This window comes from Acinetobacter sp. TUM15071 (genome assembly GCF_008980925.1).
Classification (GTDB): domain Bacteria; phylum Pseudomonadota; class Gammaproteobacteria; order Pseudomonadales; family Moraxellaceae; genus Acinetobacter; species Acinetobacter dispersus.
The window spans coordinates 16036-41975 of sequence record NZ_BKGB01000014.1; the positions used below are offsets into that span (position 1 = coordinate 16036).

Sequence of the window (25940 nt, forward strand, 5' to 3'; positions counted from 1 at the left end):
TGGATGATCCAAAGGAGCCATCATGCAAATATTTTCTCCCAAAGCGGTGATTGATCGTTTACAGCAGATCGTTGGGCGACAACATGTGCTGAGTGATGATCAAAGTACCCGCCAGTATCGGCAAGGTCGTCGTTTTGGTGAGGGCAAAGTCTTTGCGGTGGTGATCCCAGGTACTTTGCTGGAGCAGTGGCAGGTGTTGCAAGCGGCGATTGAAGCGGACTGTATTGTTATCATGCAAGCAGCCAATACGGGCTTGACGGGTGGTTCAACGCCCTATGGTGATGATTATGATCGACCTGTGTTGGTAATGAGTACGCGCCGTTTAAAAGGCATTCAAGTGATTCATGAGGGTAAGCAGGTGATTTGTTTGCCGGGGGCGACTTTGGACAATCTGGAACAGCTACTGAAAGGCTATGATCGAGAGCCACATTCGGTGATTGGTTCTTCCTGCATTGGCGCTTCGGTATTGGGTGGGGTCTGTAATAATTCAGGTGGCGCTTTGGTACGTCGTGGGCCTGCTTATACGGAACTGGCGCTGTATGCGCAGGTCAATGCACAAGGTCAGCTGGAATTGGTGAATCATCTGGGCGTGAACTTGGGCTCAACTCCTGAAGAAATCCTGCCTCGTTTAGAACAACAGCAATACCAAGCGACAGATATTTTAGATGATGGCAAAAAGCAGGCATCTGATCAACGTTATGCGCAAGATGTCACTCAGGTCGATGCCGACAGTCCTGCTCGTTTTAATGCTGATCCATCACGACTGTTTGAAGCCTCAGGTTCAGCGGGAAAAGTCTGCGTGTTTGCGGTGCGTCTGGATACCTATGAAAAGGTGGAGAGTAGTGTGTTTTATATTGGCAGCAATGATGCCGATGACCTGACTGCGATTCGTCGCTATTTACTTACCTCACTGCCAAGCCTGCCGATTGCAGGGGAATATATTCACCGTGATGCTTACCATATTGGCGAAAAATATGGCAAAGATACCTTCCTGTTTATTGAGAAATTTGGCACCGCCAATGTACCGAAAGCCTTCGCGCTCAAGGATAAGGTTGATGGCTTTTTAGAAAAATTTAAAATCAAAGGGCTGACTGATCATATTTTACAAGCAATCACATCCTTGTTACCGAGTCATTTACCGAAACGGATGACCGAATATCGTGATCGTTATGAGCATCATTTGATGTTGCGCGTTGAAAATAATTGCAAGGCCCAGACCGAGCAATTTTTACAAGATTATTTTAAAGTGCATGCTTCTGGCAATTTCTTTCTCTGTGATGCGGAGGAAGGACGTAAAGCCTTTTTGCATCGTTTTGCGGTAGCAGGTGCCGCGATTCGTTACCGTGATACCCATCGCGATGAGGTTGAAGATATTGTGGCACTCGACATTGCGTTACGTCGTAATGACCGTGAATGGGTTGAGCAACTGCCTGCGGAGATGGAACAGCAGATCATTCATAAGCTTTATTATGGGCACTTTTTCTGTCATGTCTTTCATCAGGATTACATCCTTAAAAAGGGTAATGATCCTTTAGCGATGGAACATCAGATGTGGCATTTACTCGATGCTCGCCGTGCCGAATATCCTGCCGAGCATAATGTTGGCCATCTGTATATTGCCAAGCCTGCATTGGCCAATTTCTATCAGAAACTTGATCCGAATAATTGTTTTAATGTCGGGATAGGGCAAACCTCTAAATTGAAGTATTGGGGTAAGGTCAAGTCCTAAATTCAAATAAAACCAGCAATAAAAAAGGCGCTTCAAGCGCCTTTTTTATGTGCAATAACTTAAGCTGTTGCAGCAGATTTTGCTAAAACTTCAGCCACTGCTTTGGCAACTTTGTATACGTTGTTCATGTTCAGACCTGCAACACAGATACGACCACTGCGTACTAAGTAGATTGCATATTCTTCACGTAGCGTATCCACTTGCTCAGCCGTTAAACCTGTGTAGCTAAACATCCCTTTTTGGTTCACAAGATAGCTAAAGTCACGCTCAGGAAGGGCTTTAGTTAGCTCATCTTTTAAGATGCTACGCATTTTGATAATACGCTCACGCATCTCTTTCACTTCGCCTTGCCATTGTTGATTGAGATCAGCGTCATTTAACACTTGATCAACCAACCACGCACCTGTTGTTGGTGGGCTAGAGTAGATACGACGTACCGTTGCTTTCAATTGACCGAATGTGCATTTTGCTGCTTCTGCATCATCACATACGAAAGTCAAACCACCGACACGCTCACCGTAAAGTGAGAAGATTTTAGAGAACGAGTTGCTGACAATAAAGTTCAGACCTGCTTGGTCTAAAGCACGAATTGCATAGGCATCCTGTTCCATACCATCACCGAAACCTTGGTAAGCGATGTCGAGGAATGGAATCAGGTTACGTTCTTTTAATACCACAATCACTTGATCCCATTGTGCTGGATTCAAGTCTGCACCTGTTGGGTTATGGCAGCATGGGTGCAATAACACAATGCTTTGTTCTGGCAATGTTTTTAGGGTAGACAACATGCCGTCAAAATCAACGCCACGTGTTTCAGCATCGAAGTATGGGTAGAAGTTGCTCTTGATGCCTGCACCATTGAAGATCGCAACGTGGTTATCCCAAGTTGGCTGGCTCACCCAAACTTCTGAATTCGGGAAGTAAGTTTTTAAGAAGTCTGCACCGACTTTTAATGCGCCAGAACCGCCTAATGTTTGAATCGTTGCAACACGACCTTGTTGAATTGCAGGGCTGTTTGTACCGAACAATAAGGCTTGAATCGCATCACGGTAAGGTTTGAAACCTTCCATTGGTAAATAAAGCTTGGTTTGGGTATTTTTAGGTGCAATACGTTTTTGCGCTTCGATAATGGTATCAAGCTGAGGAACGATACTGTCTTCGTTATAGTACAAACCAATACTGAGGTTTACCTTTTCAGCACGTGGATCAGCATTGAACTGTTCCATCAATGAAAGGATTGGATCGCCTGCATAAGGTGGGATATGTTGAAACATTAACAATGTCCTTTTCTTCAACAAAGTGCATAGATGTCTGGGGAGGTTGGCGCTTTAGAAGCGGAACCTTTGATGCCCAATAATGTATCAATAAAGACTGCATGAAGCACGCTGTTATTTACATTTTGGTGCAGTATTTACTTACAAAATTTGTCGGTACAAGCTGATTATAAAGATTATCTACAATCAAGTTGTCATACCATGGTCGTAGCATTAACAGTCTAAGGTTGCTCAGTCGATTAAAACTCAGGGTTGAATGATAAGTGGTAATATTATTAAGCTATTGTTTTGTCTAATTTTATATAAGATTTATAGCAGTGTGTTGATCAGCCATTGAGTGATCACAATCCAGTAGAATTGAAAGCACTAGTCTAATTTATTGTCGACAATCCTATTGCATTTTTTCTTTTATCTCGTTATAAAATCATCAAAACCGTAGAGATTGTCGACAATATGCAAGATACCCTTGTTCCTCAAGCCCTCAGCACCAGTCAGGGAATGACCCTGACGGAACACGTATTCAAGCAAATTCAGTCGGCGATAGTATTGGGACATATTCCTGCGGGCAGTAAGATTTCAGAACCTGAACTGGCACGTATTTATGGCATCAGCCGAGGGCCTTTACGTGAAGCGATTCATCGTCTGGAAGGGCAGAAACTGGTAGAGCGGACTGCGCATGTCGGTGCGCGAGTAGTCTCGCTTTCACTGCAACAGTTTCAAGAACTCTATCAAATTCGTGCCTCTTTAGAAGGCTTAGCCTGTAAACTCGCAGCACAGCATATTGATAAAAAACAGATTCTGGCCTTGCGTGATGTATTGCGAATGCATGCCGAAGATGAAAACTTTAAAGCAGGCAAGGGCTACTATCTGCAAGAAGGTCAGGACGATTTCCATTACTGCATTATCAAAAGCAGTGGCAATAAAACCTTAGAAAAAATGTTATGTGATGAGCTGTATCACCTCATTCGTATGTATCGAATCCAGTTTTCAAATACCCCAGATCGACCAAGCAAAGCTTGGGACGAACATATCCGCATATTAGATGCGATTGCTGAAGGTGACGGTGAACTTGCTGAAATGCTGATGCACCGTCACATCAATGCATCTTACAAAATTGTTGAGCAAACATTGCTACAAAATCAAGGAGAACAACAACATGGCTAAACAGTCTGCTGGTCAGCTATTCCGCGACGCGGTCGCAAATGAAAAACCATTACAAGTGGTCGGTGCGATCAATGCCAACCATGCGTTATTGGCAAAACGCGCAGGCTACAAGGCGATCTATTTGTCAGGTGGTGGTGTTGCCGCAGGTTCTTTGGGCTTACCTGATTTGGGTATCAGTAACCTTGATGATGTATTGACCGATGTACGCCGTATTACCGATGTCTGTGACCTGCCATTATTGGTCGATGTCGACACTGGTTTCGGTGCTTCTGCCTTTAATATCGCGCGTACCACCAAGTCGATGATCAAGTTCGGTGCTGCTGCGATGCATATCGAAGATCAAGTCGGTGCCAAGCGTTGTGGCCACCGCCCAAATAAAGCCATCGTGACTCAACAAGAAATGGTCGATCGTATCAAGGCAGCGGTTGATGCGCGTACCGATGACAGCTTTGTGATCATGGCACGTACCGATGCGCTTGCGGTTGAAGGTTTGCAAGCTGCAATTGACCGTGCAGGGGCGTATATCGAGGCGGGTGCAGACATGCTGTTCCCCGAAGCGATCACTGAATTGGCCATGTATAAGCAATTTGCAGATCTGACTAAAGTTCCTGTTTTAGCCAATATCACCGAATTTGGTTCAACGCCATTATTTACCACAGAAGAATTGGCTTCTGCCGATGTCAGCATCGCGCTCTATCCACTTTCTGCATTCCGTGCCATGAACAAGGCCGCAGAAAATGTCTATGAGACTTTGCGTAAAGAAGGCACACAAAAGAATGTGGTGGATACCATGCAAACCCGTCAAGAACTGTATGAACGCATTAACTACCATGCGTTTGAACAATATCTGGATGGGACTTTTGCGAAGAATAAATAATTTTACCCCCTCCTAACCTCCCTCAGAGGGAGAGGGATTTCACGAATTGAAGACTTTCGAGTAGAGATAAAAAGCGTATTTTTTTATCAGTTTCATGAAGGTCTGAATGATCGTGAAGGCGGCATGGATGCCGCCACGTTGGGCTGCCTTGCGCTGCTTTCAAAGCGATGCTTTGAAGTTGCTCAGGACGTACCGTCAGGCCAACACAGGATTTTTGCTTACTTTTGATCCATCAAAAGTAAGTCCAGCCGAAGGCTTATCCTCAAATAAGATGAGAGTTCGGTAAGACACCGCTACGAAATTCACCTAAGGATATAAAAAGGACAATCTTATGAGCAGTAATGAAACGCCAACAGGCTTCAAACCAAAAAAATCAGTTGCACTCAGCGGACAAGTTGCAGGCAACACTGCACTCTGTACCGTAGGCCGCAGCGGCAACGACTTACACTACCGTGGCTATGACATTCTCGATCTTGCTGTCGGCAGCCAATTTGAAGAAGTGGCACACTTGCTGGTACACGGCAAACTTCCAAACAAAGCCGAACTCAAAGCCTATAAAGCAAAATTAAAAGCACTCCGTGGCTTACCTGCAGCATTAAAAACAGCACTTGAGCAACTGCCGCCGTCTGCACACCCAATGGATGTGATGCGTACTGGCGTATCTGTATTGGGCTGCTTAACCCCAGAACATGAAGACCATAACGAAGCAGGCGCAAAAGATATTGCGGATAAATTGATGGCAAGCTTAGGCTCAATGTTGTTGTACTGGTACCACTTCAGCAACAATGGTCGTCGTATCGAAGTTGAAACCAATGATGACTCGATTGCTGCGCATTTCTTGCATCTCCTGCATGGCGAAGCGCCATCTGAAGAATGGATTCAAGCTATGCACACCTCTTTGATTCTGTATGCAGAGCATGAGTTCAATGCATCTACCTTTACTTCACGTGTGGTGGCAGGTACAGGTTCAGACATGTACTCAGCCATCACAGGCGGTATCGGTGCGTTACGTGGACCTAAACACGGTGGCGCGAACGAAGTAGCCTTTGTGATTCAGCAACGTTACGACAATGCAGACGAAGCAGAAGCTGACATCCGTAGCCGTGTTGAGAAAAAAGAAGTGGTGATCGGTTTTGGTCATCCAGTCTATACCGTTTCTGATCCACGTAACGAAGTGATCAAGCAAGTGGCGCGTGAACTTGCTGAAGCGCAAGAAAATACCAAGATGTATGTAATTGCTGAACGTTTAGAAGCCGTGATGAAGGAAGTGAAGAACATGTTCCCGAACCTCGACTGGTTCAGTGCAGTGAGCTATCACTTGATGGGCGTGCCAACAGCAATGTTCACGCCATTATTCGTGATTGCACGTACTGCGGGCTGGTCTGCACACGTGATTGAACAACGTCAAGACGGCAAAATCATTCGTCCAAGCGCGAACTATACTGGCCCTGAAAATCTTGAATTCAAACCATTGGCGGAGCGTGGTTAATGAACACAAAATATCGTAAACCGCTGGTAGGTACCCAGCTCGAATACTATGACGTGCGTCAAGCCGTTGAAGATATTCAGCCAGGCGCATATGAAAAGCTGCCATACACCTCGAAAGTGCTCGCTGAACAGCTGGTGCGTAAAGCGGATGCCGAGAATTTAACGGCCTATTTAACCCAGTTGATCGAACGCCGTCAGGATCTCGATTTTCCATGGTATCCAGCACGTGTAGTCTGTCACGACATTTTGGGTCAAACCGCACTAGTTGACTTGGCTGGTTTGCGTGATGCGATTGCCGACAAAGGTGGTGATCCTTCCAAGGTCAATCCCGTTGTTCCAACCCAGTTGATCGTGGATCACTCTTTGGCCGTAGAATTTGGTGGCTTTGACCCTGATGCCTTTGAGAAAAACCGTGCAATCGAAGATCGTCGTAACGAAGACCGTTTCCACTTTATTGAGTGGACCAAGACTGCATTTAAAAATGTCGACGTGATCCCTGCGGGCAACGGCATCATGCATCAGATCAACTTGGAGAAAATGTCTCCAGTGATCCAAAACCGTGATGGTTTGGCTTTCCCTGATACCTGTGTTGGTACAGATTCACATACCCCACATACCGATGCGCTTGGCGTGATTTCAGTCGGTGTTGGTGGTTTGGAAGCTGAAAATGTGATGTTGGGTCGCGCGTCTTGGATGCGTCTTCCAGACATCATCGGAGTTGAGTTTGTCGGTCAGCGTCAAGCAGGCATTACTGCAACGGATATCGTCTTGGCATTGACTGAGTTCTTGCGTAAAGAACGTGTCGTTGGTGCTTACCTCGAGTTCTTTGGTGAAGGTGCTGACAGCATGTCTGTGGGCGACCGTGCTACCATCTCGAATATGACGCCTGAATATGGCGCAACTGCGGCAATGTTCTATATCGACCAGAACACCATCGACTATTTACGCCTAACAGGTCGTGAAGATGCGCAAGTGGCTTTGGTTGAGCAATATGCCAAAGAAATCGGGCTTTGGGCATCGGATATGACCAAAGCTGAGTACCCACGTGTACTTCGTTTTGATCTTTCAACGGTGACCCGTAACATTGCTGGCCCATCAAACCCACATGCACGTGTCTCTACGGCTGATTTGAAAGCAAAAGGCATTGCAGGGAACTTAGAGCTTGCCAAGGCACAAGAAGCAGAAGGTTTAATTCCTGATGGTGCAGTGATTATTGCTGCAATTACCTCTTGTACCAATACCTCTAACCCACGTAATACCGTTGCTGCAGGCTTATTGGCACGTAAAGCCAATGAACTGGGCTTGGTACGTAAACCTTGGGTGAAATCATCATTTGCACCAGGTTCTAAGGCAGCTGCGCTGTATTTAGAAGAAGCAGGTGTATTGGGTGATCTTGAGAAGCTTGGTTTTGGTATCGTTGCCTACGCATGTACCACCTGTAATGGGATGTCGGGCGCGTTAGATCCAGTGATTCAACAAGAAATCATTGAGCGTGACTTGTATGCGACAGCGGTGCTTTCGGGCAACCGTAACTTCGATGGTCGTATCCATCCATACGCAAAACAAGCGTTTTTAGCATCTCCGCCACTGGTGGTGGCGTATGCGATTGCAGGAACCATTCGTTTTGACATCGAAACAGATTCGCTTGGAAATGACAAAGACGGTAATCCAATTTACCTGAAAGATATCTGGCCTTCGGATGCTGAAATTGATGCGCTTGTGAAAGAAGCAGTGAAACCTGAACAGTTCCGTAAAATCTACATTCCAATGTTTGATTTGGGTGTCAATGAGGAGGCGGCAAGCCCACTATATGATTGGCGTCCAATGAGTACGTATATCCGCCGCCCCCCGTATTGGGAAGGCGCGTTGGCTGCACCACGTACTTTAGCCAATATGCGTCCGCTTGCGATCTTGGGTGACAACATCACCACCGATCACTTGTCTCCATCGAATGCGATTGTGCTAGACAGTGCTTCTGGTGAATATTTGGCGAAAATGGGTGTGCCTGAGGAAGACTTTAACTCTTATGCAACCCATCGTGGCGATCACTTAACCACACAACGTGCAACCTTTGCGAATCCGAAACTGTTTAATGAAATGGTGGTTCGTTCCGACGGCACGATCAAGCAGGGTTCAAAAGCACGTGTCGAGCCTGAAGGCGAAGTGATGCGCATGTGGGAAGCGATTGAAACCTACATGAACCGTAAGCAACCGTTGATCATTGTGGCGGGTGCGGATTATGGTCAGGGTTCAAGCCGTGACTGGGCAGCCAAAGGTGTACGTCTTGCAGGTGTGGAAGCGATTGTGGCTGAAGGTTTTGAGCGTATTCACCGTACTAACTTGGTCGGTATGGGCGTTTTACCGCTTGAGTTTAAGCCGGGTGTTAACCGCAAGACGTTAAAGCTGGATGGTACTGAGCTATATAGCGTGATTGGTAATATTGCACCGCGTTCGACCTTAACTTTAGTGATTGAACGTGCTACAGCGGACGGTAAGGAAGAAATTCTGGAAGTGCCTGTAACCTGTCGCTTAGATACAGAAGAAGAAGTTTCTGTTTATGAAGCGGGTGGGGTATTACAGCGTTTTGCACAAGACTTTTTAGAAGGTCAAGTGGCGTAATACTTTGATCTGACAGTGATTGATTCTGTTTAATAAAAACCCTACTTTATAGTGGGGTTTTATTAATTTATGGCATTAAAAATGAAAATATTGTTTTGTAATATTGGGTGGATGAAAAAATATAATGGAATTGACAAAGATTCTTTAGAAAGAGGAGGGGCTTATAATGATTCTCAAACAGGCCATGAAGTTTGTAATTTCACTAACCTGAATGGAAATGTTTATGGGTATGTGCGTTCATCTGGAAAAATTAATATTAATAATCTAGGGGCGGATAAAAATGATAAGCATATTGATGGGGTAACTGTTGTTTGGACAGCTGGTCCAGACTCTGGTGGAACAGTTATTGTTGGATGGTATAAAAATGCTACAGTATTTCGAGAGGAAACTTACTTTGAATCTATTTCAGGGTTACATAAGAAAAATAGAATTAAATTCTATCGAATAAAAGCCAATTTTGAAGATGCTTACCTTTTACCAGTTTATGAAAGAAATTTGCATATTCCACGGGCAGTAAAAGGGGGGATTGGACAAAGTAATGTTTGGTATGCGAAATCAAAAGAGGCTAAGCCTTTGTTAGAAAAAGTAAAAAAATACATTGAAAAACGATCTCCATTAGGAGAGTTACCTGATATTGATAATCTGGCTGCTAGAGAAGGTAGTTTTAAAATTAGAGAACATTTAGTTCGAGAAAGAAATTTAAATATTATTAAACAAAAGAAGAAGAAAGTATTATCCGATTTGAAGAAATTAGAATGTGAGGTTTGTCATTTTGATTTCAAAAAAGTGTATGGAGAAATAGGAGAGGAATTTTGTGAGGTCCATCATTTGATTCCACTAAGTAAAGCAATTGGTATAGTTGAAACTAAGCTAGAAGACTTAGCTATTGTCTGTTCAAATTGCCATAGAATGTTACATCGGGAAAAAGAACTATTAACATTAGAAGGTCTTAAAAAACTAATGATTAATGTAAAAGAAAACAGTTAAAGTAAGAATAGGTCTTGAAAGTACGTTTAGTGTAGAGATGAGTTTTAGTTTCCTTCACCTTTCCGCCATCATCACTCGTCGGAAAGGTCAATAAATAATCAAAACTATCACGCTATAGTATATGTACCATTTCTAAAATCTATGGAGAACAAAGATGGTAACTGCTGGCGAAAAACCTGGAACAGGCTTCTATTTTTGTGTTCAATGCGGACACCGCACCTATTTAGAAATTGGTACTGATCGTTTACCTCCGTGTACCAAATGCCTTGGCAATCAATTCAACAGTAAGAATGCCTAAGCCGCAAAATACCAAACAGTTACCCACTGTTTGAATAAAAGCCCTATCCCTTGATAGGGCTTTTTGTTACCTTAAAAATAAGATGTAAATAACAAGACCTGTCATAGGCATAGAAAGGTAATCCATGATGGAAACAATTTTAGGACTCTGTATTGGCGTTGGACTCAGCGCAGCCTGTGGCTTTCGTGTCTTTGTTCCGCTATTGGCGATGAGTATTGCCACCCTCATGGGATGGTATCAACCTGCCCAAGGCTTTGAATGGCTGGCACTTCCATCGGTGTGTATGGCACTGGGTTTTGCCACGATTTGTGAAATAGCAGCTTACTATGTGCCATGGGTAGATAATCTATTAGATACCATTGCTACACCTGCGGCTGTGGTGGCAGGTACACTGACCACGATGGCAGTGAGTAGTGGTGAAATGTCCCAGTTTGCCACTTGGGCAGCGGCACTGATTGTCGGTGGTGGTACCGCAGGCGTGGTGCAAATGAGTACCGTAGCGGCACGCGGCGTTTCGACTGCAACCACGGGTGGACTGGGTAATTTTGTGATCTCGACAGGTGAGTTGATTGGCTCGGTCGTCTTATCGATTCTGGCCTTTATCATGCCTGTGGTGATTACGATCTTGGTGATTATTCTTATTATTGTTGCCGCACGTTGGATTCATGCAAAACGCCAAGAGCAAGTGAGCCATTCCATATAAATGCAATAACTCCGATAACAACCTGAATGATGAATTAAAGATGATGATAAGAACACAATGCATTGCACTCATCTTGGCTTGCTCAAGCCTATCTATACTTCCGCAAACAGCCTTTGCCCAACAACAACCATCGGCAGAAGAACTGAAACTCCGCAAAGATAAAGCCACTTATAAAGCCTATATCCCTGCAAAGTATCAACTGTTTGAAGCGATTGAAGGTGATCTCAATAAAGATGGCTTAAAGGATGTGGTACTGATCGTCAAAGCGACTGATCCCAAAGCCTTTGTACATGATGAATATCGTGGGCATTTAGACCGCAACCGCCGCGGTGCAATTGTATTACTGAATGAAAAAGGCAAATACAAATCGGTTGTGAGTAACCTCAATTGTTTTAGCTCGGAAAATGAAGATGGAGGTGTCTATTTCCCACCTGACCTATGGATGGAAATTAAAAATAATGTACTGAGTGTTTATTATTCGCATGGACGTTATGGTTATTGGCGTTATCTATTTCGCTTAGAAGGTAATGATCTACGCCTGATTGGCTATGATGATTCAAGCAATCACGGCCCCCTGATTCAAAGTCAAACCAGTATTAATTTTTTAACGGGTAAAAAAGTTGTTCGTGACAATTTAAGCCAAGATCCAGAAGATGATCCAAGGTTTAAAGAAACATGGAGCAAAATCAATCAACCGCCGATCTATCTGTCCAAAGTGAAGGACTTTAATGATTTAAGTTTTTAAAGACTGATGACTATCGAAAAACCAGTCAGAACAGCGTAAATTAGCCTCACTTTTGCTCTTGCGTTCAAGCTTATGATGATCACTTGGATTCTGTTCACCTTGATGGCTGCATTCATGCAGGCTTGGCGCAATGCATTTCAAAAACAACTCAGTACGAGCGTGGATGTTTATGGCACCACACTGGCGCGCTTTATCTTTTCACCGATCTTTGCCTTTAGCTATCTGGCCTTTCTGTATCTGCATCAACCTGTCACAGTCCCTGTGCATTTTTCCGATAAATTCTGGCTGTATATTGTGATTGCAGGCATTAGCCAAATCTATGCGACTGCTTTGATGGTAAAACTATTTCAACAAAAGAACTACGCCATTGGTGTCGGACTTGCCAAAAGTGAAGCGATCTTGGCAGCCTTGGTCGGTGTGCTGTTCTTACAGGAACATCTCAGCACATGGGGCTGGATCGGGGTAGTGATTGGAGGGCTTGCAGTATTTTTACTGAGTAAAGGCAAACAACAGTCTGATCTGTCCTTTAAAACCTTGATGATTGGACTTGGCAGTGGCCTGTGTTTTGCCATTACCTCTTTGTTGGTGCGTGAAGCCAGTTTAGAACTGAGCATGTTGCCATTTTTACACCGTGCTGCATGGGTGTTGTGCAGTTTGATCAGCTTCCAATGTATCGTACTGTTGATCTATCTCGGATTTTTTAGCCGACCGACGTTATATAAAATGTGGCAGCGTGTTGGGCTGACCTTGAGAGTGAGTATCTGTAGTTTTCTAGCCTCAGTCGGTTGGTTTAGTGCTATGAGTATGCAAACCGTCGCGATTGTCAAAACACTGGGGCAGGTGGAAATTCTATTTAGTCTATTAATCTCGGCTTTCTTTTTTAAAGAAAAGCTCGCTAAAACTGATCATTTAGGTCTGTGGTTGGTGATTGTGGCTGCGATTATGGTGATTTGGGCTTAAATGAGAAGCTCTATTTGAAAAAATACACATGTAAATTTGAATTTATCGAAATATAAATCGTGGTTTTTTATTTGATGTGGGAAATATTTTAACTTTTAGAATGTAGCATGCAAAATTATTTCATTGATTGCTAAAAATAGCAGTTTTTAGGAAAACAATCCCACCGTGATCTGCCTAAACTATGTCTCAAGGGTGTGAAAGGGATCGAAAAGAGTAGCATGCACCGACGCTTATAAAGCAAGTGTGTACGAACCCAAAAGGTCTCGATTCGGCTTAGGACGCTATAGATCAAAAGTTTATAGGCAAAGGTTATGACTTACAAAGTCATAGGTGTTGAAGTAAACAACCTCTGTTTTCCCTTGATACCCTAAAAAATTTAATTGAAGAGAACATCAATAATTCGATCAAAATAATAAAAACTAGATCAATAAAACTAAAACTGAGTGTGAAACTAATCCTGTAATCTGAATATTGTGAATATAAATCGATATTTTTATATTAAAAAACAAAGTGATATAATTATTTTTATATTAATAAATCAAAAAAATCACAGTAATAGGTCAGTACCATCATGAATGAGTTCGAGCTTAAAATCCGCTATCCACATCAAATGAATCATAATGACATCGATCATGTCGGTACATTTGATTTGGCAACGATTTTAACGAAATTTGATGAGATGGCTTGGCGTCAACAGTTGGTTCGTCAATTACAACTCAATGGTGCAGATACCAGTTTTATTGTCAGTGATCATCGGACAGAACAGACCATTTCCATTACCCTTGACGCCTATGCCAAGTCACAACAACTGGAGTTTAAGCTAGACAGTGATATTCCAGTCATCATTCCTAAAAAAGATTTATTTGGCCTAGTCACGCGTAAAAGCAAAGACAGCATTTCGTTTAAACAGCTTAGCCTTGCTCGGGTGAAGGACTATTTGATTGCCTTTCTTAATCGAGATATTGAAAGTTTGGAGGAACGCTATAAAGAAAAGTTAAGTAAAGCGCTCAAAACACCATCTTAATTTGCCTTGAGACAACAGCTGAATCGGTGCTTGCGAAACTGCTTGGGACATCTATAATCGCTGCTGCTTCTGTCTTTGCTTGATTTGTTTATTTCTCCATGCCTTTAAATGACAATTTTATTTATACGCCACCACAAGATCCTTTAGACATCGTTTACGAAGATGAGGACTTGCTGGTAATTAATAAGCCTGCTGGGCTATTGTCCGTGATGGGGCGGTTACCTGAACATCAGGACAGTGCCTATTTACGGGTTTTGGACAAATATCCTGCTGCCAAAGTCACGCATCGTCTGGATATGGCAACTTCGGGCTTACTCATGTTTGCCAAACATCGAGAAGCAGAAGTCGCAGTCAGTAAAATGTTTCAGGCACGAACCGTCAAAAAGTACTATGTGGCATTGGTACAGGGGCAAATTCAGTCAGAAGGTAGTGTCGAAGTCCCCTTAATTACCGATTGGGAAAATCGTCCACGTCAGATCGTCCATTTTGAATTAGGTAAGCAAGCCAAAACCTTATTTCAATGCATGGCATATGATGCCGAAACTGATCAAAGCCGTGTGCGTCTAGAGCCAGTGACAGGGCGTTCGCATCAATTGCGGGTACATATGATGCATATTGGTCATCCGATTATGGGGGATAAACTTTATCATCCTGAGCCAACCAAATTTCATTTAAAACGAATGGCGCTTCATGCGGCTTATCTGGCATTTCAACATCCACTCAAGCTGAATGAAGTTGAAATTCATTCTGAGGTAAGATTCTAAGACAACAATAAATAGGCAAGATCATGTATTCAATTCAATGCGTTCTCTGGAAGCTACTGTCACAGGTACAACAAGATCAATTAAAAACATTGTTGTTAGAGGCTGATCCGAGTTGGGTAGAGATCGAAACATATTTATTTGATTCAAAAATTTTTGTGATCTTGAATGATCAAGCAGAGATCATTGCTCAGCTGTGTTTACTCGAAACAGGTGATCAAGCTGAAATTAAAAATCTAACCGTGGCGGAAGGCTATCAAGGACAAGGCTTAGCCAAAGCATTGATTCAACATGTAATCGAGTCTGCCAAGCAGCTGAATACACACACCTTATGGGTTAAAACAGGGAATTCCAGTCTGAATCAATTGGCACTGTATCAAAAGTGTGGCTTTCGTCTGTCGCATATTGAACGAGATGCTTTTAAAGACTACCCAGAACTGATCTATGAAAATGGCATAGCTTGCCTTGATCAGGTGGTACTTGGCATCGTATTACGCTGATACACCCAGTCTCAAGACGTTTACTTTGATCATTTTTTGACTACAATATTGCTATTAATCCGTCTAAAAAATGACATAAAAATCGGTTAATCTATAGCCAAATATCAAGTCCAAAACACAACAAAGGATATTTATATGACTCGCGACTATGACCAATTCCCAGACAATGATAATGGCAACGTGCTATGGCAGATGGTTGAAGATGGTAATGAACTCAACGAGCCACATGAAGTCGAATTTTCGATTGTTTTTGAAAAACAAGAACAGGTTGAAAAATGTGCCTTACATCTTTTACATCAAGAACAAAAAATTTCACTTTTTCAGGAAGAAGTACATTCAGATGGTTCAGATCTTTGGGTACTGAACATTCATGTCAACATGATTTTGGAATATGAAGATATTGAAGACTTGGAAGAATGGATGACCAAGATCGCCAAAGAGTTCAATGGTGAATATGATGGTTGGGGTTGTATGAGCTATATTTACGACGAAGATGAGTAAACAGCTCAAGCTCGATCCAATAAAAGCCCTTGCATCAGGGCTTTTTTGTTGGGTACAAGTTTATATACCCATATCTAAATATAAAGATTCTTTGACTTCTTCCATCACAATATAGCTATGTGAAGAAGCAGAGGCAGGCAGTTTTTTTAATAAATCGCCTAATAGACGTCGATAAGCACTCATTTCTTTTAAACGTGCCTTTACCAAATAATCAAACTCACCTGAAATGAGATGGCATTCCAATACCTCTGGAATATCAACCAAATCACGTGCCACCTGATCAAATACATCACCAGATTTAGCAGACAGTTTGATTTCCAAAAACACCAGCAGGCTGCGATCGACATAGGCTGGGTTGAGTCGAGCATAGTAGCCCACAATAATCCCTTCGCGTTCTAAACGCTTCACTCGTTCCGAGCAAGGCGTCGTGGAGAGGTTGACCCGTGAAGCAAGTTCACTGATCGCAATTCGGCCTTCACGCTGCAAAATATCTAAAATCAGGCGATCAATACGGTCTAATTTACGCATAGAAGATTCCCTTTTATTTTAATTTTTTCGCGATAAAAATATTAAATTACCTAGATTATAGTCATAAAATCAGTGAAAAAAACTATTGATCCAAAAATATACTAGTTAAATAACCTAGTGTGTGCTTGAGGGATCTATTATGCGCGTAATCGTTTTAGGAAGTGGCGTCATTGGTGTGGCAAGTGCCTATTATCTTGCACAACAAGGTGCGCAAGTGACGGTACTTGACCGTCAGTCTGGACCTGCAAAAGAAACCAGTTTTGGTAACGCAGGCCAAATCTCCCCAGGATATTCAACGCCGTGGGCAGCGCCCGGTATTCCTTTCAAAGCCGTAAAATGGATGTTCCAGCATCATGCGCCATTAGCAATCAATATTGATGGCAGTATGTGGCAGTTGCAGTGGATGGCTCAGATGCTGAAAAACTGTAATCCACAAAGCTATGCGGTGAATAAAGAACGCATGATGCGTGTGGCAGAATACAGCCGTGACTGCTTACGCGATCTCAGAGCACAAACAGGGATCAACTACGAAAACCGCGCGAAAGGTACCTTACAAGTGTTTCGTAATGAGGCACAACTTGAAGCTGTACAGCGTGATATTCAAGTACTCAAAGAGTGCGGTGTTGACTTTGATTTGTTGAATGCACAAGAGCTGGGTACGGTAGAACCTGCCTTAGCACATACCGATAAATTGGTGGGTGGTTTACATCTGCCGAATGATGAAACAGGTGATTGTTATCTGTTTACCAATGCCTTGGCAAAATTGGCCCAAGATTTGGGTGTGGAATTTAAATTCGATCAAAATGTTGAAAAGTTGATTGTTGAAGGCGATGAAATCAAAGGCGTCATGGTCGATGGTGCGATTTTAACAGCCGACCGTTTTGTACTGGCTTTTGGTAGTTATTCACGTGATTTCCTGAAACCACTGGAACTGAATTTACCTGTTTATCCAGTGAAAGGCTATTCACTCACGATCCCGATTGTGGAACCAAAATTCGCACCGCAATCAACGGTATTGGATGAAACCTATAAAGTTGCTTTGACACGTTTCGATCAACGTATCCGTGTTGGTGGTATGGCTGAGCTCAGTGGTTTTAATCTTGGTCTAAAAGAAGATCGTCGTGCAACCTTAGAAATGGTGACTCAAGATCTATTCCCAGGTGGCGATCTTGCTCAAGCATCGTTCTGGACAGGTTTACGTCCGATGACACCCGACAGCACACCGATTATCGGTGCAACGCAATATAAGAATCTGTTCCTGAATACGGGGCATGGCACTTTAGGTTGGACCATGGCTTGCGGTTCTGGAAAATTGATCAGTGATCTGGTCATGAATCATCGTCCAGACATCAGCACTGATGGCTTGTCGATTCAACGTTATTCACACGCCGCATAATTGAACATACAAGGAAGTATCGTATGCCTCGTCCAATTACTGCAGTCATCCATACCCAAGCCTTACGCCAAAACCTAGCGGTCGTCAGTCAGTCGGTACCCGACAGCAAAGTGTTTGCAGTGGTCAAAGCCAATGCTTATGGGCATGGGATTGAGCGTGTCTATGAGTCTTTTAAAAGCGCAGATGGCTTTGCCTTACTCGATATCGATGAGGCAAAACGCTTACGTGCTTTAGGTTGGACAGGCCCGATTTTATTGCTGGAAGGTATTTTCTCCCCACAAGACTTATTTGATTGTGCACAGTACCAATTAAGCTTTACGGTACATAGTGAACAACAAGTGGAATGGCTACAGCAACATATCTATCCAGCTCAATTTGATATTTTCTTAAAAATGAACAGTGGTATGAACCGACTTGGTTTTAAACCAGAACAGTATCGTAAAAACTGGCAACATTTAAATCGTTTTCCTAACGTGGCCAGTATCACCCATATGATGCATTTCTCCGATGCTGATGGTGACCGTTTTGGGCAAACTGGAATTGATTATCAACTCAAGCAATTCGAAGCTACGATCCAAGGTCTACCTGGGGAAAGATCCGTCAGTAATAGTGCTGCAATCTTAAGATATCAAACCCAATTGCAATCAGATTATGTCCGTGGTGGCATCATGCTGTACGGCAGTTCTCCCGATTATCCTAAACACACGATTCAGGATTGGGGCCTTGCACCGAGCATGAGCCTGCGTAGTGAAATTATTGCCGTGCAAGAACTCAATACCAATGAAAGTGTTGGCTACGGCTCCAGCTATGTGGCCGAGCAACCGATCCGTATTGGTATCGTGGCGTGTGGCTATGCCGATGGTTATCAACGGATTTCAGCCACTGGTACGCCAGTTTTGGTGAATGGAATTCGGACCCAAACCATTGGGCGGGTCAGCATGGACATGCTGGCTGTGGACCTCAGCCCAATCAGCGATGCCGATGTTGGCAGCGAAGTGGTGTTATGGGGCCAGTCTAGTTCAGGAACAGTTTTACCCATTGACGACGTCGCAGTAACTTCAGGCACCATCGGTTATGAACTGATGTGTGGCGTGACTGCGCGCGTTTCATTTATGACTCAGGAATAAGGATTTATCATGTCACATTCAGATATTCAAAAGCTCAATACCAATGAAGTGATGAGTGCAGTCACAGTATTCAATAAGGTGGTGTATTTGTCAGGTCAGGTGCCTAAAAATGCCGACTTAGATATTGAAGGACAAACTCGTGAAGTGCTTGCAACCATTGAACAATTACTTGCTTCAGCAGGGACGGATAAATCTCGTCTACTCTCAGCACAACTATTTTTAAAAGATCTTTCAGATTTCCCTGTGGTCAATACCATTTGGATTGATTGGTTAAAAGGTCATGTCGCACCTTCACGTGCCACCATTCAGGCCGATTTGGTCAATCCAAAATGGTTGATCGAAATTGCAATTGTTGCAGCACAAAAATAAAGCGATCCGCTTTATTTTTGTTTAAAAAATATAAAAAAAGAAGAAAAGTAACGTATTTGCAGTAGATAAAACGTAGTCAGATACGTATTTTCTTGCAATCGAAGATGAGTCAGCAGTCTTAAAAAGACAGCTAGGGTATGGCACATAAATCAAGGCTGACTCATTTAGGAAAGAGTAAAAGGAACTTAAGATGACGGTTACACAGCATCAGTCAGAAGGCGAACAGTCGCCCCAAGACTTACAAAGAAAACTTTCAAATCGCCATTTGCAATTGATTGCAATTGGCGGTGCCATTGGTACAGGGCTCTTTATGGGCTCAGGCAAAACCATCTCCTTGGCAGGCCCATCGATTCTGTTTATTTACATGATTATTGGTGGAATGTTCTTCTTCTTAATGCGAGCACTCGGTGAGTTGTTGCTTGCCAATCTACACTACAAATCATTTGTTGATATGGCGCATGACCTGATTGGGCCATGGGCTGGCTATTACATGGGCTGGACCTATTGGTTGGGTTGGGTACTGGTCGGTATTGCCGATCTGGCCGCCGTGATCAATTATTTAACCTTCTGGCTGCCTGAAGGCACCATGTTTACCCCAATTGGACAGGCTGCCATTAGCGCAGGCTGTGTGCTATTTGTGCTGTTCTTGAATCTGCTGACGGTACGTCTGTTTGGTGAAATTGAGTTCTGGTTTGCCCTGATCAAGATTTTAGCGATTATTGGCTTGATTGGTGTCGGTGGCTATATGATCTTTAGCCATTTCCATGCTCCTCATGGTGCTGTCGCTTCGCTCAGCAATGTCTGGTCGCATGGTGGTATGTTTCCTAAAGGTCTGGATGGTTTCTTGGCAGGTTTTCAGATTGCTGTATTCGCCTTTGTCGGCGTGGAACTGATTGGAACCACCGCTGCTGAAACCAAAGACCCACATAAGAATTTGCCAAAGGCTATTAATGCGATTCCGATTCGTATTATCTTGTTCTATGTGTTGGCCTTATTGGTGGTGATGTCCGTGACACCGTGGAACATTATCCGTGCAGATAAGAGCCCATTTGTAGAATTGTTCTTAAATGCTGGGATTGTGACATCGGCGATCATCATGAATTTGGTGGTACTGTCTTCAGTCATGTCTTCCATGAACAGTGGTGTGTTCTCCACCAGTCGGATGCTGTTTGGTCTGTCTAAAGATGGTCAGGCACCGAATGCCTTTGGTCGTTTATCCAAAAGTGCCGTTCCAGCCAATGGTTTGATTTTCTCATGTGTGTTCATTATGGGCGGTGCGGTATTACAATATTTTGTACCGAATACCCTTGAAGCCTTCACACTGGCGAGTTCACTATGTGTGATTCTATTCATTAGTGTTTGGAGTCTGATCATGGTGTGCTATCTGCGCTACCGAAAGCTACGTCCAGAACTGCATGCACAATCGAAGTTTAAAATGCCGGGTGGCGTATTCATGTCTTATATCGTGATTGCCTTCTTGTTATTTGCTTTGGTGATTTTGGCACTTGAGCCAGATACCTTAAAAGCACTTTATGTTAGCCCATTATGGGTAGTCATTTTGGCTGTGACCTATCAGCTGATGTATAAACCACGCATGAAAAAACTGGGTCGTGAGTTGGCACAATAGTTCATGTCAATTAAGTAAAAAACCGATCTACATTGATCGGTTTTTTATGGTCGGGTGATTGTGTTTAATCGACTAATAAGTGCTGATATTGATCAGCCTGTTTACGTAGATAATCCCAGACCAGTTTAATGCGGGGTTCATGTTGCAAATCGACAAAGGTCAGCATCCAAAAGGTATGGGTGTAGCGCACTTGTTGTTCTAATACTGTTTCAAGTTCAGGTTTATCATCGGCTAAAAACTTGGGCAAGATGGCCAGTCCTGCGCCAGAACTGACAGCAATTTGCTGCGCTAAAATACTGCTGCTGCGAAAGTTTGCATTCAGTTTTAAGGGTAAGCGTTCCAGACAATACAGCTCAGGACTATAGACCAGATCATCAATATAATTGACAAAGCGATGTGAAGTTAAATCTTGTAAATCACGGATGGGTGGGTTGAGTGCCAGATATTTTTTACTGCCATAAATTTTTAAACAATAATCCGAGAGTCGCGTAATGATATAGGGACCAGAGGTGGGTCGTTCAATCGAGACCACAATATCTGCTTCACGATGCGACAGTTTGATCATTTTCGGCACTGGAATCAGGTCAATGGTGAGCGAGGGATACTGTATGGAAAACTCTGCTAACAAGCGGGCTAAAAATGCCGTACCAAAACCCTCAGGTGTGCCAATTCGCACACGGCCTTGCAAAGGTTGATGCGGTTTTTCAATTTGCAGGAAAGCGTATTCCATTTGCTCAACCCGCGGCACCAGTGCCAAACCCTCCATAGTCAGCTCATAGCCAGAGGCTTCGCGTTTAAATAGGGTAATGCCTAAAGCCTGCTCCAACGCCTGAATCCGCCGCGCTACAGTACTGTGTTCCACGCCAATAATGCGGGCGGCATTGGTTAAGGTTTTGGTCCGTGCCAACACTAAAAAAAACTGTAGATGATCCCAATCCACTTTCATTATTATGGTCTTCCTTGTGCATATTTGCACAATGATCGTGCATTAATTTGCGTTGGTGGTCAAAGCTTTCTTTGCTAGTCTCGAATAAAACCTGAATAAAGAAAATACGACGATCGATATTTTCTGAACACTGAACACAATAAAAATACGGCCTATGGAGAGGTTATGAACACAATCCAAAATATTCAATTGGAAACAGCCAAGTTACTCATTAACGGTAGTTTTATCGAATCTGAAACCCAACAATGGCAAGACATTATTAATCCTGCAACGCAGGAGGTGATTGGTCGTGTGCCATTTGCTACGGTGCAGGAAGTCGATGCGGCAATTCAGTCTGCACAAGCAGCTTTTGCGTCTTGGCGTCAAACCCCGATTCAGGCGCGTATGCGTATCATGCTGAAACTGCAAGACCTGATTCGCGCCAATATGAAAGAGATTGCTCAGGTACTGACTGCGGAACAAGGCAAGACTTTGGCGGATGCAGAAGGTGATATTCAACGCGGTTTAGAAGTGGTTGAGCATGCCTGTTCAGTTGGTACCTTGCAAATGGGTGAATATGTTGAAGGTGTGGCGCGTGGTGTCGATACCTATACCTTACAGCAGCCTTTGGGTGTGTGTGCAGGCATTACCCCATTTAATTTCCCTGCCATGATCCCGCTCTGGATGTTCCCAATGGCGATTGTCTGTGGCAATACCTTTGTATTGAAACCTTCTGAGCAAGATCCGCTTTCGACCATGATGTTAGTCGAATTAGCGATTCAGGCAGGTATCCCAGCAGGGGTGCTCAATGTGGTACATGGTGGTAAAGAGGTGGTTGATCGTCTGTGTACCCATGCTGATATTAAAGCGATTTCCTTTGTCGGTTCGACTGCGGTTGGTACGCATGTGTATAACCTTGCAGGACAACATGGCAAACGTGTGCAGTCGATGATGGGTGCGAAAAACCATGTCGCGGTAATGCCAGATGCCAATAAAGAACAAACGCTGAATGCTTTAGTCGGTGCCGCATTTGGTGCAGCAGGACAACGTTGTATGGCGTTGTCGGTTGCGGTGATGGTCGGAGACAGTAAACACTGGATTGCAGAGTTGGTCGAAAAAGCCAAAACATTGAGTGTTAATGCAGGGCATGAACCGAATACCGATATTGGGCCAGTCATTTCAAAGCGTGCCAAAGCCCGGGTACTGGATTTGATTAATAGCGGTGTCGAGCAAGGTGCAGAACTGTTACTGGATGGTCGTGATGTTCAGGTACACGGTTATGAGTCAGGCAATTTTGTCGGAGCGACGATTTTTAGTGGCGTGAATACCGACATGTGCATTTATAAAGAAGAAATTTTTGGCCCAGTACTGTCTATTATTTGTGTCGATACGCTTGAAGAGGCGATTGCACTGATCAATGCCAATCCATTTGGTAATGGTGTGGGATTATTTACGCAAAGTGGTGCGATTGCGCGTACTTTCCAGAACCTGATTGATATCGGTCAAGTCGGCATCAATATTCCAATTCCTGTCCCTGTACCGTTCTTTAGCTTTACTGGCTCTCGTGGTTCAAAACTCGGTGATTTAGGCCCTTACGGCAAACAGGCTGTGCAGTTCTATACCCAAACCAAAACCATTACCAGTCGCTGGTTTGAAGACAGCCACGAAGTGGGCGGTGTCAATACCACCATCAGTTTACGTTAATAAGGGGATCACGGATGAATATCGCCTTTATCGGTCTAGGGAATATGGGCGGCAGAATGGCCCACAACCTACTTAAAGCCGGATTGACAGTCTATGGTTATGACCTCAGCGAAGTGGCCATTCAGCACTTTGCCGAGGCGGGTGGGGTAGTGTGTGACAGCCCTCAAGCAGCGGCCAAACAAGCCGATGTGCTGATCAGCATGTTACCTGCCGCCAAACATGTCAAAGAGGTATATCTGGGCGAAGATGGCGTGCTGGAAGTTCTGAAAGCAGGCAGCTTATGTATTGACAGCAGTACCATTGACCCACAAACCATCAAGGACATTGCTGCGGTTGCCCAAAGTAAAAATATTCACATTTGTGATGCACCTGTTTCGGGTGGCACCATTGGTGCACAAGCGGGGACCTTGACCTTTATGGTGGGTGCCAATGATCAGACTTTTGATGAAGTCAAACCCGTACTCAGTCACATGGGCAAAAACGTGGTGCATTGCGGTGAGGTGGGTGCAGGTCAAATTGCTAAAATCTGCAATAACTTGATTCTCGGCATTTCTATGGCTGCCGTGGCAGAAGGCATGGCGCTCGGTGCCAAACTGGGCATTGATCCAAAAGCCTTGGCTGGGGTGATTAATACCTCAAGTGGTCGTTGCTGGAGTTCGGAAGTCTGTAATCCATGGCCACAGATTAATGAAAATGCCCCCGCTTCGCGTGGCTATCAAGATGGTTTTGCCACACAGTTGATGTTGAAAGACTTGGGTCTTGCAGTAGAAGCGGCAGGGCAGGTCAAACAACCGATCGTATTGGGTGGGATGGTGCAGCAGCTGTATCAGCAAATGTGTATGCGCGGCAATGCGCATCTCGATTTTTCCAGCATTATTCAGCAATACCTGCCGCCAGAGGCATAACAGCTCAAGCCAAAGGATGGCTATCAAAAAATTAAACCCTGTCATGAATAACAATCAAAGCAGACTGAGGGAACACAGATGTTGAATTATAAAGAGACGGTACAGGCTTTTGATCTGCAAAGTACAGCAACAGAGATGCTGTCAGGTTCAGTCGATGCATTGAATGCCTGTTATGAATGTTGTGATCGCCATGCGCATGACGACAAGATCGCATTGTATTGGCAAGGCAAAGATGGTCGAAAAGAACAGTATACCTTTCGCCAGTTACAGCAATGGTCGAGTCAATTTGCGAATTTCTTAAAATCACAAGGGGTGCAAGCAGGTGACCGTATTTCAGGATTACTGCCGAGAACACCCGAACTGTTGGTGACGATTTTCGCGGCTTGGCGGATTGGTGCGGTTTATCAGCCTTTGTTTACTGCATTTGGTCCGAAGGCCATCGAGCATCGATTGCAACTGGCACAAAGTAAGTTGGTGGTGACGGATACGGGGAACCGCAGCAAACTCGATGAAATTGAAGATTGTCCAACGATTGTCACAGTTGCTGATCAGCAAGATTCGCCGTTAATCGATGGTGATTTTAATTTTTGGCAAGTGCTTAAACAGCAGTCTGATCAATGTGAATTGGTCATGCGAGCCCTCCAAGATCCATTTTTATTAATGTTTACGTCAGGTACCACGGGGCCCGCCAAACCGTTAGAAGTTCCGTTAAAAGCCTTACTGGCGTTTGCTCGCTATATGCAAGATGCGGTTGGTCTAAGGGACGATGATTCATTCTGGAATATTGCCGATCCAGGTTGGGCTTATGGTTTGTACTATGCGATTACTGGACCACTGTTCTTAGGCCATGCCACCTTATTCTATGAAGGCGGTTTTAGTACCGATAGCCTATGTCAGATTGTGAAGGATTATCAAATTACCAATCTGGCGGGTGCACCCACGGCGTATCGCATGATGATGGCAGCGGACCCAGCTCAGATGGCAGCATTAAAAGGCCAGTTTCGTGTGGTCAGCAGTGCAGGCGAGCCACTGAATCCAGAAGTGATTCGCTGGTTTAAACAGGTGCTGGATGCGCCGATTTATGATCACTATGGGCAAACCGAAGTCGGCATGGTGGTATGTAACCACCATGGTTTAAGCCATCAGGTTCGTGCCGGTTCAGCAGGCTTTGCCAGTGCAGGTTATCGTGTTGCCGTGGTGAATGAACAAGGTGAAGAATTACCTGCTGACACCGCTGGGATTTTAGCGGTGGATATTGAGCAGTCACCGATGATGTGGTTTGGTGGCTATCATGAAACGCGCAAATCACCTTTTATTGGTCAGTACTATTTGACGGGTGATACTGCCGAGTTACATGCCGATGGCAGCATGAGTTTTGTCGGGCGCAGTGATGACGTGATCACCACCTCGGGCTATCGGATTGGGCCGTTTGATGTGGAAAGTGCCTTACTCGAACATGATGCGGTGGTTGAAGCAGCCGTGATCGGAGTGCCAGATCCAGAGCGGACTGAAGTGGTGAAAGCGTTTGTGATTTTATCGGCAGGTATTCAACCCTTGGAGCAATTGGCTGAAGAACTGAGTCAATTTGTGAAAAAACGCCTGTCTGCACATGCCTATCCACGCTTGGTTGAGTTCGTCACTGAACTACCAAAAACCCCAAGTGGCAAAATTCAGCGCTTTTTATTACGTAATCAGGAAATTGCTAAACAGCAAGCGAAAGCAGGTTAAG

General features: G+C 44.0%; 24 protein-coding genes. 21 read left to right on the plus strand and 3 right to left on the minus strand.

The window, feature by feature from the left end:
- Nucleotides 1-22: 22 nt before the first annotated feature.
- Nucleotides 23-1729: a D-lactate dehydrogenase gene (gene dld, locus GBI66_RS13545; protein ID WP_151716488.1), complete on the plus strand. Its 1707-nt coding sequence runs from the start codon at nucleotides 23-25 to the stop codon at nucleotides 1727-1729.
- 59 nt (nucleotides 1730-1788) lie between these two features.
- On the opposite strand, the gene GBI66_RS13550 is transcribed toward dld, so the two are convergent.
- Complete coding sequence (locus GBI66_RS13550) at nucleotides 1789-3003, minus strand: amino acid aminotransferase (protein WP_151716489.1); 1215 nt, start codon at nucleotides 3001-3003, stop codon at nucleotides 1789-1791.
- Between the two features lie 453 nt (nucleotides 3004-3456).
- On the opposite strand from GBI66_RS13550, the gene GBI66_RS13555 reads away from it, so the two are divergent.
- From GBI66_RS13555 to GBI66_RS13620, 13 genes are all read left to right on the plus strand, one after another.
- Nucleotides 3457-4167 (plus strand): GntR family transcriptional regulator, encoded by a 711-nt coding sequence (locus tag GBI66_RS13555; RefSeq protein WP_005186499.1) that lies wholly within the window; start codon nucleotides 3457-3459, stop codon nucleotides 4165-4167.
- A complete protein-coding gene (prpB, locus tag GBI66_RS13560; RefSeq protein ID WP_005209856.1) occupies nucleotides 4160-5044 on the plus strand; it encodes a methylisocitrate lyase in 885 nt (294 codons plus the stop codon). The genes GBI66_RS13555 and prpB overlap by 8 nt, the downstream gene beginning before the upstream one ends.
- A 331-nt stretch (nucleotides 5045-5375) precedes the next feature.
- Complete coding sequence (prpC, locus tag GBI66_RS13570) at nucleotides 5376-6533, plus strand: 2-methylcitrate synthase (protein WP_004656677.1); 1158 nt, start codon at nucleotides 5376-5378, stop codon at nucleotides 6531-6533.
- Nucleotides 6533-9151, plus strand: coding sequence for a Fe/S-dependent 2-methylisocitrate dehydratase AcnD (gene acnD, locus GBI66_RS13575; protein WP_151716490.1), 2619 nt, complete (start codon nucleotides 6533-6535; stop codon nucleotides 9149-9151). The genes prpC and acnD overlap by 1 nt, the downstream gene beginning before the upstream one ends.
- 69 nt (nucleotides 9152-9220) lie before the next feature.
- Nucleotides 9221-10138 (plus strand): HNH endonuclease, encoded by a 918-nt coding sequence (locus GBI66_RS13580; protein ID WP_228267298.1) that lies wholly within the window; start codon nucleotides 9221-9223, stop codon nucleotides 10136-10138.
- Between the two features lie 154 nt (nucleotides 10139-10292).
- Nucleotides 10293-10436, plus strand: a complete 144-nt coding sequence (locus tag GBI66_RS13585; RefSeq protein WP_004637424.1) for a zinc ribbon-containing protein — start codon at nucleotides 10293-10295, stop codon at nucleotides 10434-10436.
- A 127-nt stretch (nucleotides 10437-10563) separates the two neighbouring features.
- The gene (locus GBI66_RS13590) at nucleotides 10564-11139 is read left to right on the plus strand and encodes a DUF4126 domain-containing protein (protein WP_151716536.1); all 576 of its coding nucleotides are present in this window, start codon (nucleotides 10564-10566) and stop codon (nucleotides 11137-11139) included.
- A gap of 43 nt (nucleotides 11140-11182) precedes the next feature.
- Nucleotides 11183-11884: a hypothetical protein gene (locus tag GBI66_RS13595; protein WP_151716537.1), complete on the plus strand. Its 702-nt coding sequence runs from the start codon at nucleotides 11183-11185 to the stop codon at nucleotides 11882-11884.
- Nucleotides 11885-11956: 72 nt separating this feature from the next.
- Nucleotides 11957-12844 (plus strand): DMT family transporter, encoded by an 888-nt coding sequence (locus tag GBI66_RS13600; protein WP_151716491.1) that lies wholly within the window; start codon nucleotides 11957-11959, stop codon nucleotides 12842-12844.
- A gap of 571 nt (nucleotides 12845-13415) precedes the next feature.
- Nucleotides 13416-13868: a hypothetical protein gene (locus GBI66_RS13605; RefSeq protein WP_005186524.1), complete on the plus strand. Its 453-nt coding sequence runs from the start codon at nucleotides 13416-13418 to the stop codon at nucleotides 13866-13868.
- Between the two features lie 98 nt (nucleotides 13869-13966).
- Complete coding sequence (locus tag GBI66_RS13610) at nucleotides 13967-14632, plus strand: RluA family pseudouridine synthase (protein WP_151716492.1); 666 nt, start codon at nucleotides 13967-13969, stop codon at nucleotides 14630-14632.
- A gap of 23 nt (nucleotides 14633-14655) precedes the next feature.
- The gene (locus GBI66_RS13615) at nucleotides 14656-15129 is read left to right on the plus strand and encodes an N-acetyltransferase (protein WP_151716493.1); all 474 of its coding nucleotides are present in this window, start codon (nucleotides 14656-14658) and stop codon (nucleotides 15127-15129) included.
- A gap of 135 nt (nucleotides 15130-15264) precedes the next feature.
- Nucleotides 15265-15630 (plus strand): ribonuclease E inhibitor RraB, encoded by a 366-nt coding sequence (locus GBI66_RS13620; protein ID WP_004801857.1) that lies wholly within the window; start codon nucleotides 15265-15267, stop codon nucleotides 15628-15630.
- A 60-nt stretch (nucleotides 15631-15690) separates the two neighbouring features.
- Here the strand turns inward: GBI66_RS13620 and GBI66_RS13625 are convergent, their stop codons facing one another.
- Nucleotides 15691-16158 (minus strand): Lrp/AsnC ligand binding domain-containing protein, encoded by a 468-nt coding sequence (locus GBI66_RS13625; RefSeq protein ID WP_005186529.1) that lies wholly within the window; start codon nucleotides 16156-16158, stop codon nucleotides 15691-15693.
- Between the two features lie 139 nt (nucleotides 16159-16297).
- On the opposite strand from GBI66_RS13625, the gene GBI66_RS13630 reads away from it, so the two are divergent.
- The 4 genes from GBI66_RS13630 (at nucleotide 16298) to GBI66_RS13645 (ending at nucleotide 20677) form a co-directional block, all read left to right on the plus strand.
- The gene (locus tag GBI66_RS13630; RefSeq protein WP_151716494.1) at nucleotides 16298-17554 is read left to right on the plus strand and encodes a D-amino acid dehydrogenase; all 1257 of its coding nucleotides are present in this window, start codon (nucleotides 16298-16300) and stop codon (nucleotides 17552-17554) included.
- Nucleotides 17555-17577: 23 nt separating this feature from the next.
- The gene (gene alr / locus GBI66_RS13635) at nucleotides 17578-18681 is read left to right on the plus strand and encodes an alanine racemase (RefSeq protein ID WP_151716495.1); all 1104 of its coding nucleotides are present in this window, start codon (nucleotides 17578-17580) and stop codon (nucleotides 18679-18681) included.
- 9 nt (nucleotides 18682-18690) lie between these two features.
- Nucleotides 18691-19050 carry a RidA family protein gene (locus tag GBI66_RS13640; RefSeq protein WP_005186540.1) on the plus strand — a complete coding sequence of 120 codons (360 nt, stop codon included), beginning with the start codon at nucleotides 18691-18693 and terminating at the stop codon, nucleotides 19048-19050.
- A gap of 190 nt (nucleotides 19051-19240) precedes the next feature.
- Nucleotides 19241-20677 (plus strand): amino acid permease, encoded by a 1437-nt coding sequence (locus tag GBI66_RS13645; RefSeq protein ID WP_005209874.1) that lies wholly within the window; start codon nucleotides 19241-19243, stop codon nucleotides 20675-20677.
- A 64-nt stretch (nucleotides 20678-20741) separates the two neighbouring features.
- Here GBI66_RS13645 and GBI66_RS13650 read toward each other — a convergent pair whose 3' ends face one another.
- Nucleotides 20742-21623: a LysR family transcriptional regulator gene (locus GBI66_RS13650; protein WP_151716496.1), complete on the minus strand. Its 882-nt coding sequence runs from the start codon at nucleotides 21621-21623 to the stop codon at nucleotides 20742-20744.
- Nucleotides 21624-21788: 165 nt separating this feature from the next.
- Between GBI66_RS13650 and GBI66_RS13655 the strand changes: the two genes are divergently transcribed.
- From GBI66_RS13655 to GBI66_RS13665, 3 genes are all read left to right on the plus strand, one after another.
- On the plus strand, nucleotides 21789-23306 hold the full coding sequence (locus GBI66_RS13655) for a CoA-acylating methylmalonate-semialdehyde dehydrogenase (protein WP_151716497.1): 1518 nt from the start codon (nucleotides 21789-21791) through the stop codon (nucleotides 23304-23306).
- A gap of 14 nt (nucleotides 23307-23320) precedes the next feature.
- On the plus strand, nucleotides 23321-24211 hold the full coding sequence (gene mmsB, locus GBI66_RS13660; RefSeq protein ID WP_266095279.1) for a 3-hydroxyisobutyrate dehydrogenase: 891 nt from the start codon (nucleotides 23321-23323) through the stop codon (nucleotides 24209-24211).
- A 78-nt stretch (nucleotides 24212-24289) separates the two neighbouring features.
- Nucleotides 24290-25939, plus strand: coding sequence for an AMP-binding protein (locus GBI66_RS13665; RefSeq protein WP_151716499.1), 1650 nt, complete (start codon nucleotides 24290-24292; stop codon nucleotides 25937-25939).
- The last annotated feature ends 1 nt before the right edge of the window (nucleotide 25940 follow it).

Bases quoted from the DNA above. Each gene is read 5' to 3' on its own strand.
- dld (WP_151716488.1), top strand. From the start codon at position 23: ATGCAAATATTTTCTCCCAAAGCGGTGATTGATCGTTTACAGCAGATC.
- GBI66_RS13550 (WP_151716489.1), bottom strand. From the start codon at position 3,003: ATGTTTCAACATATCCCACCTTATGCAGGCGATCCAATCCTTTCATTG.
- GBI66_RS13555 (WP_005186499.1), top strand. From the start codon at position 3,457: ATGCAAGATACCCTTGTTCCTCAAGCCCTCAGCACCAGTCAGGGAATG.
- prpB (WP_005209856.1), top strand. From the start codon at position 4,160: ATGGCTAAACAGTCTGCTGGTCAGCTATTCCGCGACGCGGTCGCAAAT.
- prpC (WP_004656677.1), top strand. From the start codon at position 5,376: ATGAGCAGTAATGAAACGCCAACAGGCTTCAAACCAAAAAAATCAGTT.
- acnD (WP_151716490.1), top strand. From the start codon at position 6,533: ATGAACACAAAATATCGTAAACCGCTGGTAGGTACCCAGCTCGAATAC.
- GBI66_RS13580 (WP_228267298.1), top strand. From the start codon at position 9,221: ATGGCATTAAAAATGAAAATATTGTTTTGTAATATTGGGTGGATGAAA.
- GBI66_RS13585 (WP_004637424.1), top strand. From the start codon at position 10,293: ATGGTAACTGCTGGCGAAAAACCTGGAACAGGCTTCTATTTTTGTGTT.
- GBI66_RS13590 (WP_151716536.1), top strand. From the start codon at position 10,564: ATGGAAACAATTTTAGGACTCTGTATTGGCGTTGGACTCAGCGCAGCC.
- GBI66_RS13595 (WP_151716537.1), top strand. From the start codon at position 11,183: ATGATAAGAACACAATGCATTGCACTCATCTTGGCTTGCTCAAGCCTA.
- GBI66_RS13600 (WP_151716491.1), top strand. From the start codon at position 11,957: ATGATGATCACTTGGATTCTGTTCACCTTGATGGCTGCATTCATGCAG.
- GBI66_RS13605 (WP_005186524.1), top strand. From the start codon at position 13,416: ATGAATGAGTTCGAGCTTAAAATCCGCTATCCACATCAAATGAATCAT.
- GBI66_RS13610 (WP_151716492.1), top strand. From the start codon at position 13,967: ATGCCTTTAAATGACAATTTTATTTATACGCCACCACAAGATCCTTTA.
- GBI66_RS13615 (WP_151716493.1), top strand. From the start codon at position 14,656: ATGTATTCAATTCAATGCGTTCTCTGGAAGCTACTGTCACAGGTACAA.
- GBI66_RS13620 (WP_004801857.1), top strand. From the start codon at position 15,265: ATGACTCGCGACTATGACCAATTCCCAGACAATGATAATGGCAACGTG.
- GBI66_RS13625 (WP_005186529.1), bottom strand. From the start codon at position 16,158: ATGCGTAAATTAGACCGTATTGATCGCCTGATTTTAGATATTTTGCAG.
- GBI66_RS13630 (WP_151716494.1), top strand. From the start codon at position 16,298: ATGCGCGTAATCGTTTTAGGAAGTGGCGTCATTGGTGTGGCAAGTGCC.
- alr (WP_151716495.1), top strand. From the start codon at position 17,578: ATGCCTCGTCCAATTACTGCAGTCATCCATACCCAAGCCTTACGCCAA.
- GBI66_RS13640 (WP_005186540.1), top strand. From the start codon at position 18,691: ATGTCACATTCAGATATTCAAAAGCTCAATACCAATGAAGTGATGAGT.
- GBI66_RS13645 (WP_005209874.1), top strand. From the start codon at position 19,241: ATGACGGTTACACAGCATCAGTCAGAAGGCGAACAGTCGCCCCAAGAC.
- GBI66_RS13650 (WP_151716496.1), bottom strand. From the start codon at position 21,623: ATGAAAGTGGATTGGGATCATCTACAGTTTTTTTTAGTGTTGGCACGG.
- GBI66_RS13655 (WP_151716497.1), top strand. From the start codon at position 21,789: ATGAACACAATCCAAAATATTCAATTGGAAACAGCCAAGTTACTCATT.
- mmsB (WP_266095279.1), top strand. From the start codon at position 23,321: ATGAATATCGCCTTTATCGGTCTAGGGAATATGGGCGGCAGAATGGCC.
- GBI66_RS13665 (WP_151716499.1), top strand. From the start codon at position 24,290: ATGTTGAATTATAAAGAGACGGTACAGGCTTTTGATCTGCAAAGTACA.